Source organism: Mycobacterium sp., from assembly GCF_035640695.1.
Taxonomy (GTDB): domain Bacteria; phylum Actinomycetota; class Actinomycetes; order Mycobacteriales; family Mycobacteriaceae; genus Mycobacterium.
The window spans coordinates 18,708-28,725 of sequence record NZ_DASQVQ010000140.1; the positions used below are offsets into that span (position 1 = coordinate 18,708).

Genomic DNA, 10,018 nt, shown 5'->3' on the forward strand with positions numbered 1-10,018 from the left:
GTTAGCGCCGTCCTTTCGCGTGCTTACGTCGAGAGTTACGCACGACCAGGCTGGTCCGCGCGGCGAGCGCAGCTCTCATCGTCCATCGCAGCGGCGCCTGCCACCAGCGGGGATAGCGGTCCGCCAGAAAAATGTACGTGCTCTTGTGGTGGGCGGCCAAGTTGCGGGCGGGATCCTTGCCGGTCGCATGGCCCTTGTCATGCAAAACCTCGGCCGACGGAACGTACACGTTCTGCCAGCCCGCCTTGCCGAGCCGATCGCCGAGGTCGACGTCTTCCATATACATGAAATAGCGCTCGTCAAAGCCGCCGATCTCGTCGAAGGCCGCGCGCCGCAGCAACAGGCAAGATCCGGAAAGCCAGCCGACGGGCCGTTCGCTGGGCGGCAGCCGTTCCTGACGGTAGGCGGCCGTCCACGGGTTGGTTCGCCACAGCGGGCCGATCACGGCGTGCATGCCGCCGCGGATCAGGCTCGGCAGGTGCCGCGCGGACGGGTAGATCGAGCCGTCGGGGTCGCGGATCAGCGGGCCCAGCGATCCGGCCCGCGGCCAGCGCGCGGCGGCCTCCAGTAGGACGTCGATGCTGCACGGACCCCAGTGCACATCCGGGTTGGCGACGACGAAGAACTCAAATTCCGGGCCGAGCTCGGCGACCGCCCGGTTCACCGCGGTGCCATACCCGAGGTTGGCGCCGGTGCGCAGCAGCCGCGCGTTCGGGAATCGCTCCAGCGCTGCCTCGGGGGCACCGTCGGTCGACCCGTTGTCGGCCATCACCACGGTGACCGGCCGTTCGGTGGCGTGCGCGAGCGACGCCAGGAACCGGTCGAGATGCGGGCCCGGTGAGTATGTCACCGTCACCACCACGACTTCGTCACTCACGGCCTAGAGAGTAACGGGCTCGCTCAATACTCCTATCGGGAAGCGGCGGTCCTGAAGCTGATGTTGTAGCCGTGCCTAATTCGCCGCCGCCGTCAGCCGGGCGGCGAACCCGGCGGGATCGGCGAACGGCGACATATGCGACCACGCCGGCACTGTCTCAAGGACCGCGTCCGGCATCGCGCCGGCGAGCTCGGCCATCACCGCCGGAGGCGAAACCTCGTCTTGTCCGGCGGCGAACAACGCCGTCGGCACGGCGATCCCGGCCGCCTCGGCCGACCGGTCGTAGCCGGCGATCGCAGCCAGCCCCGCCGACCACGGCCGCCGCGGTGCGCGGGCGACCTGCCGGCACACGTAGCGCACGACCGGCGGGTCGGCAGCCAACTCGGCCGGCGTGAACCAGCGCCGCAGACCCGCGTCGATGTCCACTTGCTCGCCCGCGGCGATCGCCCGCGCGCCGGCGGCGAACGCCGGAAACGGAGTGTGCCTGCTGCACACGATGATTAACCTTCGAAGCCGTTGCGGCGCAAGCAAAGCCAGCTCCAACGCGACCTGCCCACCGAACGAATGGCCGACCACAACAACGTTATTCGGCAGATCCGGAAGCAGTGCCGCCGCGACTTGCCGCTGCAGCCGGCCGGTGGGCGGGGCGGACGAGATCGCCTCGGTGAGATCGGGGACCAGCACGTCGCCCCGCAGATGGACCCGCACGTCGTCCCAGACCTGCGGGCTGAGCGGAACGCCGTGCAGCAGCAGCCAATCGGTCACCGGGCGGTCCGCAGCGCGTCGGCCAGCGCGTCGCGCCACGGCCGCAGCGGCGGGAGACCGGCCGCCGCGGATTTGCGGCCGGACAGCGCGGAATACGCCGGCCGCGGCGCGGGACGCGGGTACTGAGCGCTGCCGACCGGCCGTACCCGCTCGGGGTCGGCGCCGACGCCGGCGAACACCGCGCGCGCCTGCTCGTACCGGCTCACCGCGCCGTCGTTGGCGGCATGCAACAGCGGCGCCGCGATCTGGCCCGCGGCCAGCTGCAGAAGCGCCGCAACCAGATCCCCTACATACGTTGGCGATCCGATCTGGTCGGCGACGACGTCAACCGGTCCGTCGCCGCGGGCCTTGCTGAGCATCGTGGCGACGAAATCGCCGCCCACCCCGGTGTAGACCCACGCCGTGCGCACGACGTGCGCGCCCGGGAGCGCGGCGTGCACCGCCTGTTCGCCGGCGAGCTTGGTGCGGGCGTAGACGGACAGTGGGCCGGTCGGGTCGTCGACGTCGTATGGGCGCGGGGCGTTTTCGAAGACACCGCTGAAGACATAGTCGGTGGAGATGTGAATCAGCCGCGCCCCGACGCGGGCGCACGCCCGGGCGATGTTCGCTGCCCCGTCGGCGTTGACGGCGTGCGCGCGGGCCTCGTCGGTTTCGGCGGTGTCCACCGCGGTGTAGGCAGCGCAGTTGACGACGACGTCGCCGGGTCCGACGCTGCGCTCGGCCGCGTTCGGGTCGGTGATGTCCCACTGCGCCGAGGTGAAAGCCCGCACGTCGTGACCATGTCGCGCCGCCTGGCCGGCGAGAAATCGGCCGACCTGCCCGCCGGCGCCGGTGATCACGATCCTCGGCAAGTCCACGCCGACGAGTCTGGCACGCCGGGCGTCACCTCCCCGGCCCGCGGGGGTTACGCAAGTAGCCTGATCGGTGCGTCGGATGGAAACGGGGGATCTCTTTTGCCTGCTGTGCCAGCTGCGGGAGCAGTCGCGGGCGCGCGGCGCGCAGTGCGCATCGTGGCCACGGTCGTCGCGTTGGCGATCGTCGTGAGCACCGGTGTGGCGTGGAGCAAGTTTCGGTCGTTCGAGGACGGCATCTTCCACATCAGCTCGCCGGTACTCGGCGAAGGCGGCGACGACGGCGCGATCGACATCTTGCTCGTCGGGATGGACAGCCGCACCGACGCGCACGGCAACCCGCTGTCCAAGCAAGAACTCGCAAAGTTGCGGGCGGGCGACGACGTGGCCACCAACACCGACACGATCATCTTGGTGCGCATCCCGAACAACGCGAAGTCGGCGACCGCGATCTCGATACCCCGCGATTCTTACGTCGTGGCTCCCGGGCTGGGCAAGACCAAGATCAATGGCGTGTACGGCCAGGTCAAGGAGGACAAACGGGTCAAGCTGGTGGAATCGGGGGTCGCCGAGCCGGAGGCCGAATCGCGTTCGACCGAAGCGGGCCGCGAGGCGCTCATCAAGACGGTCGCGACGCTGACCGGGGTGACCGTCGACCATTACGCCGAGATCGGGCTGCTCGGGTTCGCGTTGATCACCGACGCGCTGGGCGGCGTCAACGTGTGTCTGAAACAGGCGGTGTACGAACCGCTTTCCGGCGCCGACTTCCCTGCCGGCTGGCAGAAACTGGACGGCCCGCAGGCGCTGAGCTTCGTTCGTCAACGCCATGACCTTCCGCGCGGCGACCTGGACCGGGTGACCCGGCAACAGGCCGTGATGGCATCGCTGACGCACCAGATCATTTCGGGCAAGACGCTGTCCAGCCCCGCCACGCTGGACCGGTTGCAGCAAGCCATCCAACGGTCGGTGGTGTTGTCCGCGGGTTGGAACGCCATCGATTTCATGAAGCAGTTGCAGAAACTGGCCGCCGGGAGCGTCGCGTTCGCGACCATCCCGGTGCTCGACGAGTCCGGCTGGAGCGACGATGGCATGCAAAGCGTGGTCCGTGTCGACCCCGGTCAGGTGCAAGAGTGGGTGAAAAGTCTGCTCGACAACCAAGACAAGGGCAAGACCGAGCAACTGGCCTACACTCCGGCCAAGACCACCGCCGACGTGGTGAACGACAGCAACATCAACGGTCTGGCCGCCGCGGTTTCACAAGTGTTGTCGGCCAAGGGATTCACCGCAGGGACGATCGGCAACAACCGAGCGGGACACGTGACGCACAGCCAAGTGCAGGTCGCCAGGGACGGCGACCCGGGAGCGCAGGCGGTGTCCAAGGAACTCGGCAACCTACCCATCGTCGTCGACGCCGCGGTGGCGCCGGGCAGCGTGCGGGTGATCTTGTCGTCGGACTACACCGGGCCGGGCTCGGGCCTCGACGGCCGCGATCCGACGGTGCAGGCCGTCGACGCGGCGGCCGCCGGGTCGGCGGCGGATTCGACGGCGCCGCCGCCGTCGCCGATCATCACCGCCGGCACCAACGATCCCGAGTGCGTCAACTGAGCGTGACGACGGTCAGTGCGGCCGTGCTGGATCCGCTGCTGCGCTCGGATCCTGCCGGTCCGCGAATCACCTACTACGACGATGCCACCGGCGAACGCATCGAGTTGTCGACGGCGACGTTGGCCAATTGGGCGGCCAAGACCGGCAACCTGCTGCGCGACGAGTTGGGCGCCGGTCCGCACAGCCGGGTGGCGGTGCTACTGCCCGCGCATTGGCAGACTGCCGCGGTGTTGTTCGGGATCTGGTGGATCGGTGCCGAGGTGCTGATCGGCGGCGCTGAGGCCGACCTCGCGTTCTGCACGGCCGACCGTCTCGACCAGGCCGATGCCGCGGTCGGGCCGGCCGGTGAGGTGATCGCGCTGTCGTTGGACCCGTTCGGAAGGCCGGTCGCGGACTTGCCGGTCGGCGTCACTGACTATGCGACCTCGGTGCGTGTGCACGGCGACCAGATCGCCGCCGAGCCGCGACCGGGCCCTGCGCTCGACGGCATGTCGGTCGACGACGTGGTTGCCGCGGCGCGAAATGCTGGTGTTGCCAAGGGATTCACGGGTGCCGATCGGGTGTTGTCGACGGCGCGGTGGGACACCGCCGAGGAGCTGGTGGACAACATGCTGTCGGTGTTCGCGGCCGGGGCATCGCTGGTGCAGGTCGCCAACCCGGATGCGGCGGCGATGCAGCGGCGCCGGGAAACCGAGAAGGTCGCCCGCGACATTGGTTGACGTGCCGTGCTATGACGGTGATCCAAAGCTATGATGACGCCAAATCCGCTTGAAGGTTCCGGGCATGCCATTCGATGGTGCGGGCGATCCCTACTCGCACCGGCACCTCTGGGGTCCAGCCGAGCAGTTCGCGCGCCTTGGCGATATCGGGACGTCGGCGCGTCGGATCATCTTGTGGAAGTGGGTGAAGCTCGATCTCCGAGCGGGAACCAACCAACTCGCGGACTAATTCCGCAATCTGGCGAACGGAAATTTCATTCGGGTAGCCTAGATTGATCGGGCCTGGCTCGTCAGAGTCCAACATAGCCACAATGCCCCGAACCAAATCGTCCACGTAGCACAGGCTCCGTGTCTGGGAACCGTCACCAAATACGGTCAACGGCGCACACCGTAGGGCTTGGTGGATGAAGCTCGAAACGACGCGCCCGTCGTCGGAGTGCATTCGGGGACCATACGTGTTGAAAATTCGCACGATGCCGGTATCGGTGCTACGGGAGGTGCGGTAAGCCACTGTCAACGCTTCGGCATACCGCTTGGCCTCGTCGTACACACTCCGCGGACCGATGGGATTGACGCTGCCCCAGTACTCTTCGGTCTGCGGATGCACTTGCGGTTCACCGTAAACCTCGCTCGTGGATGCCAAGATGAACCGTGCCGCTTTGGCGTGCGCGAACTCAAGGACGTTACGTGTGCCCTCCGAGCCGGTGCGCAATGTAAAGAGGGGGCGAGCCATAAACGCCGAGGGCGACGCGGGGCTCGCGAGATGAACGACGCCATCGAAGGTGCCATCGATGTCGAGCGGACGCAGCACGCTCGCCTCGATGAACGCGAACCGCGGTGACGAGTCGAGATGTTCGACGTTTTCGCGCTTACCGGTCGACAAGTCGTCCAGGCAAACGACGGTGTCGCCGCGTCCGATCAGAAGTTCACACAGATGCGAGCCGATAAATCCAGCCCCACCGGTAACGAGGATTCTCATAGCGTTACCTCTAGGCGGTGGTGTCACGCACGACCGAGACTGCGATAGACCCAGCCCGCAGCTCGCCATTTCTGCGGATCCAGACAATTCCGGGCGTCGACGATGTTGTTGGCCCGGGTAACGGCGGCAAGCTCGCGCGGCTGCAAGTTCCGGAACTCCTCCCATTCCGTCAGCACCAGCACCACGTCAGCGCCGCGGCAGGCGTCGAGACTCGAGAGCGCGTAGTCCAAAGACGGTAACGTTTTCCGAGCGTTGTCCATCGCCTTGGGGTCATAGACACTCACATTCGCGCCGTGCAGCTCGAATTGGCCAGCTACGCTCAGTGCAGGTGAATCACGAACGTCATCGGTGTTCGGTTTGAATGCTGCACCGAGGATGGCCACCCTGGTTCCGATAAGTGATCCGCATATTTCTCCCGTAATATCGATTATGCGGCGCCGCTGCCGCATATTGGCGTTGTCGACTTCACGCAGGAAAGCGAACGACCCACCGACGCCAAGCTCTTCGGCACGCGTGATAAGTGCCCGAATGTCTTTCGGCAGGCACCCTCCACCGAAACCCAACCCTGCATTCAGGAAACGCCGGCCAATGCGCTTATCGGCGCCAATCGCATCGGCGAGCAAGGTCACGTCGGCGCCCGCGGCCTCGCACAGATCGGCGATGGCATTGATGAAGCCAACCTTTGTGGCGAGGAAAGCGTTGGCAGCCATCTTGACCAATTCGGAAGTCTCCAAGTCCGTGACCATAAAGGGCACGGTGGCATCCAAGATGGGACGGTACAATTCTCTCAGTGTTTCGATTGCGCGGCCTTGTGGGCCGTTTTCGACACCCACAATGATGCGATCAGGATGTAAGGTGTCGTGTACCGCAAATCCCTCACGGAGAAATTCCGGGTTCCACGCTAGTTCCACCGCCTCGCCCGCGGGAGCCACACTTCGGACCTGCTGAGCAAGGCGATGAGCCGTGCCGACCGGCACGGTCGATTTTCCGGCAATGAGTGTCGGGCGAACGAGATGAGGACTCAACGCATCGATAGCCCCGTCGACATAAGACAGATCAACACCGCGGCCCCTAGTGCTCTGGGGGGTGCCGACCGCAAGAAAATGCACATCCGCGAACTCGGCAGCCTCCTCGTAGGATGTGCTGAAACGGAGCCGCCCTGAGGCGAGGTTTTCCTTCAGAAGGCCTTCGAGGTCGGGCTCAAAGAAAGGCACTTCACCCGACTGGAGCTTGGCGATCTTTTCGGCGTCAACATCGACACCCAGCACGCTGTGGCCGATTTGCGCCATGCATGCCGCATGCGTCGTGCCTAGATAGCCGTTCCCAATCACTGCAACCTGCACCGGGTCCCCCTACTTCGCTCTTCGGTCCATGCGCACATGGCCGGACGCGGGCAACAATGTGGAACTTCTGATGTCGACGCAGCGCTAGCGTCGCACACCAGGCTAAGTGCCGCAAGCAAACAAAGGATTTGCTAGCACCGAAGCTCCAGTCGTTGCTGATCACTTGCGCGAACGCCCCGCCTGCACAGCGCGGCTATTGACATCCCTGTACCCGCAGAATTGGTGGCGAAGCCACATCGTGGTTAACGGTGACGGGGCGGATGAGCACGGCACCTGACGCCGTGCATACCCGTCCCCGATGATCCGGGGTGCCGTAGTTATCGCCGCGGCTCGCCTCGATGTTGACGCCTTCCGACCGGCGGACGTTGCTGCCGAGCATCGCATCACCGTCGACAAATGGCCCACACACAGCCTCGTGCGATATGGGTTATGTCTCAGCTCACGACGGCGTTAATCGAGGGGTCTGTGTCTCAATGCAACCAGATCAGGCGAGCAGCGCCCGCGCCATCACCACACGCTGAATCTGGTTGGTGCCCTCGTAGATCTGGGTGATCTTGGCGTCGCGCATCATGCGTTCGAGCGGGAAGTCCTGCGTGTAGCCGGCGCCGCCGAACACCTGCACCGCGTCGGTGGTGACTTCCATCGCGACGTCGGAGGCAAAGCACTTCGAGGCCGACGAGATGAAGCCCAGCGCCGACTCGCCGCGTTCGGCGCGCGCCGCGGCGGTGTAAACCATCAGTCGCGCGGCTTCCACCTTCATCGCCATGTCGGCGAGCATGAACTGCACGCCCTGAAAGGCGCTGATCGGCTTGCCAAACTGCCTGCGTTCCTTGGTGTATGCGATCGCCGCGTCCAGCGCGCCTTGCGCGATCCCGACGGCCTGTGCGCCGATGGTGGGACGAGTGTGGTCTAGCGTGCGCAATGCGGTCTTGAACCCGGTGCCGGGCTCGCCAATGATCCGGTCCGCGGGAATGCGGCAGTCCTCGAAGTACAGCTCGGTGGTCGGCGACCCCTTGATGCCGAGTTTCTTTTCCTTCGGGCCGACGGTGAAGCCTTCGTCGTCCTTGTGCACCACAAACGCCGAGATGCCGTTGGCGGCCTTGTCCGGGTCGGTCACCGCCATCACCGTGTACCACGTCGACTTCCCGCCGTTGGTGATCCACGCCTTGGAGCCATTGAGGATCCAAGAGTCACCGTCGCGGCGGGCGCGTGTGCGCATGGACGCGGCGTCGCTGCCGGCCTCACGCTCTGACAGCGCATACGACGCCATTGCCTCTCCGGACCCCACCGACGGGAGCACCTGCTTCTTCAGCTCCTCGGAGCCTGCCAGGATCAACCCCATCGTGCCGAGCTTGTTCACCGCCGGAATCAGCGACGCCGACGCATCGACCCGCGCGACCTCTTCGATCACGATGCAGGTGGCCACCGAGTCCGCGCCCTGCCCGCCGTACTCCTCGGGCACATGCACTGCCGAAAAGCCGGCGTCGCTGAGCGCCTTGAGCGCCTCCTCGGGGAACCGGGAATGCTCGTCCACGTCGGCGGCGTACGGCGCGATCTCCTTCTCGCACAAGGCCCGCAGCACCGCCCGCAACTCGTTGTGCTCATCGGGAAGCTTGAACAGGTCGAACGACGGGTCACCGGCCCAACTAGCCATCTGAAACTCCTTGCTACTTGCCAGTGAATTTACCTGCGGACGCTACGGCCCGAGCAGCCGGTCTCGCAGCGCCGAGTCCTTCTCCAGGACCGTCGCAGCGAGCTGTACCTGAAACTCCTCAAGCCGCTTGCGCAGCGTCGAATCCGCCGATCCGAGGATGCGCACCGCCAACAGCCCGGCGTTGCGTGCCCCGCCGATGGACACGGTGGCCACCGGAACGCCGGCAGGCATCTGCACGATCGACAGCAACGAATCGAGGCCGTCAAGCTTGGCCAGCGGCACCGGTACCCCGATGACCGGCAGCGGCGTGGCCGCGGCGACCATTCCCGGCAGGTGCGCGGCGCCGCCCGCACCGGCGATGATCACTTCGATGCCCCGGCCGGCGGCGTTCTTGGCGTAGTCCAGCATCCGCTCGGGTGTGCGGTGCGCGGAGACCACGCCGACCTCGAACGGGATGTCGAACTCGGCCAGCGCATGCGCGGCATCCTCCATCACGGTCCAGTCGCTGTCGCTGCCCATGATGAGCCCGACTCGGGCGCCCTCAGCCATGGTTGTCCCATCCGTCGGTCCACTGCGCGTGCGACAACCAGTGTGCCGCCCGCGCTGCCCGTTCACGCACCTTCGCGACGTACTCGCCGTCGTCGGCCGATCCGTCGGCGCCGCCGAGAATGTTCACGTGGCCGATCTTGCGGCCGGGCCGTTCGGCCTTGCCGTAGAGATGAACCTTGGCCTCCGGCATGCGGGCGAACAGGTGGTGTATCCGTTCGTCCATCGCCATGTGCGGCGGCTGCGGCGCACCCAGCACGTTGGCCATCACCGTGACCGGAACGGTCGGCGCGGTGTCGCCGAGCGGGTAGTCCAGCACCGCCCGCAGATGCTGCTCGAACTGACTGGTGTTGGCGCCGTCGATGGTCCAGTGCCCCGAATTGTGCGGCCGCATGGCCAGCTCGTTGATCAGCAGCGCGCCGTCGCTGGTCTCGAACAGCTCGACGGCCAGCACGCCGACGACGCCGAGCTCGGCGGCCACGTTCAGCGCCAATTGTGCTGCGGCCGTGCCGACTTCGGCATCTAGCCCGGGGGCAGGCGCCAGCACCTGCACGCAGACGCCGTCGCGCTGCACGGTCTGCACCACCGGCCACGCGGCACCCTGCCCGAACGGCGACCGCGCGATCAGGGCCGACAGTTCCCGCCGCATCGTGACGCGCTCCTCGACCAGTACCGGCAC

General features: G+C 66.3%; 10 protein-coding genes. 2 read left to right on the forward strand and 8 right to left on the reverse strand.

Annotated features, from left to right (window positions below):
- Position 1 precedes the first annotated feature (1 nt).
- The 3 genes from VE759_RS16590 to rfbD all read right to left on the reverse strand — a co-directional run bounded on the left by VE759_RS16590 (position 2) and on the right by rfbD (position 2,499).
- Complete coding sequence (locus VE759_RS16590) at positions 2-859, reverse strand: glycosyltransferase family 2 protein (RefSeq protein ID WP_324934404.1); 858 nt, start codon at positions 857-859, stop codon at positions 2-4.
- Between the two features lie 93 nt (positions 860-952).
- On the reverse strand, positions 953-1,642 hold the full coding sequence (locus tag VE759_RS16595; RefSeq protein ID WP_324934386.1) for an alpha/beta hydrolase: 690 nt from the start codon (positions 1,640-1,642) through the stop codon (positions 953-955).
- Positions 1,639-2,499 (reverse strand): dTDP-4-dehydrorhamnose reductase, encoded by an 861-nt coding sequence (gene rfbD, locus VE759_RS16600; RefSeq protein WP_414687937.1) that lies wholly within the window; start codon positions 2,497-2,499, stop codon positions 1,639-1,641. The genes VE759_RS16595 and rfbD overlap by 4 nt, the downstream gene beginning before the upstream one ends.
- Positions 2,500-2,643: 144 nt before the next feature.
- On the opposite strand from rfbD, the gene VE759_RS16605 reads away from it, so the two are divergent.
- Together VE759_RS16605 and VE759_RS16610 are read left to right on the forward strand one after the other, a co-directional pair.
- Positions 2,644-4,098, forward strand: a complete 1,455-nt coding sequence (locus tag VE759_RS16605; protein ID WP_324934408.1) for an LCP family protein — start codon at positions 2,644-2,646, stop codon at positions 4,096-4,098.
- Positions 4,086-4,817: a TIGR03089 family protein gene (locus tag VE759_RS16610; protein WP_324934388.1), complete on the forward strand. Its 732-nt coding sequence runs from the start codon at positions 4,086-4,088 to the stop codon at positions 4,815-4,817. Before VE759_RS16605 ends, VE759_RS16610 begins: the two co-directional genes overlap by 13 nt.
- 28 nt (positions 4,818-4,845) lie before the next feature.
- Here the strand turns inward: VE759_RS16610 and VE759_RS16615 are convergent, their stop codons facing one another.
- The 5 genes from VE759_RS16615 to VE759_RS16635 all read right to left on the reverse strand — a co-directional run.
- Positions 4,846-5,796 carry a UDP-glucuronic acid decarboxylase family protein gene (locus VE759_RS16615; RefSeq protein WP_324934390.1) on the reverse strand — a complete coding sequence of 317 codons (951 nt, stop codon included), beginning with the start codon at positions 5,794-5,796 and terminating at the stop codon, positions 4,846-4,848.
- 23 nt (positions 5,797-5,819) lie between these two features.
- Positions 5,820-7,139 carry a UDP-glucose/GDP-mannose dehydrogenase family protein gene (locus VE759_RS16620; RefSeq protein ID WP_324934392.1) on the reverse strand — a complete coding sequence of 440 codons (1,320 nt, stop codon included), beginning with the start codon at positions 7,137-7,139 and terminating at the stop codon, positions 5,820-5,822.
- A 484-nt stretch (positions 7,140-7,623) separates the two neighbouring features.
- Positions 7,624-8,793, reverse strand: a complete 1,170-nt coding sequence (locus tag VE759_RS16625; RefSeq protein ID WP_324934394.1) for an acyl-CoA dehydrogenase — start codon at positions 8,791-8,793, stop codon at positions 7,624-7,626.
- 42 nt (positions 8,794-8,835) lie between these two features.
- A complete protein-coding gene (purE, locus tag VE759_RS16630; protein WP_324934396.1) occupies positions 8,836-9,342 on the reverse strand; it encodes a 5-(carboxyamino)imidazole ribonucleotide mutase in 507 nt (168 codons plus the stop codon).
- Positions 9,335-10,018, reverse strand: a 684-nt coding sequence (locus tag VE759_RS16635) for a 5-(carboxyamino)imidazole ribonucleotide synthase (RefSeq protein WP_324934398.1), incomplete at its 5' end; no start/stop codon positions are given. The genes purE and VE759_RS16635, both read right to left, overlap by 8 nt.

Coding starts and splice junctions, on each gene's coding strand:
- VE759_RS16625 (WP_324934394.1), bottom strand. CDS start 8,793: ATGGCTAGTTGGGCCGGTGACCCGTCGTTCGACCTGTTCAAGCTTCCC.
- purE (WP_324934396.1), bottom strand. CDS start 9,342: ATGGCTGAGGGCGCCCGAGTCGGGCTCATCATGGGCAGCGACAGCGAC.
- VE759_RS16615 (WP_324934390.1), bottom strand. CDS start 5,796: ATGAGAATCCTCGTTACCGGTGGGGCTGGATTTATCGGCTCGCATCTG.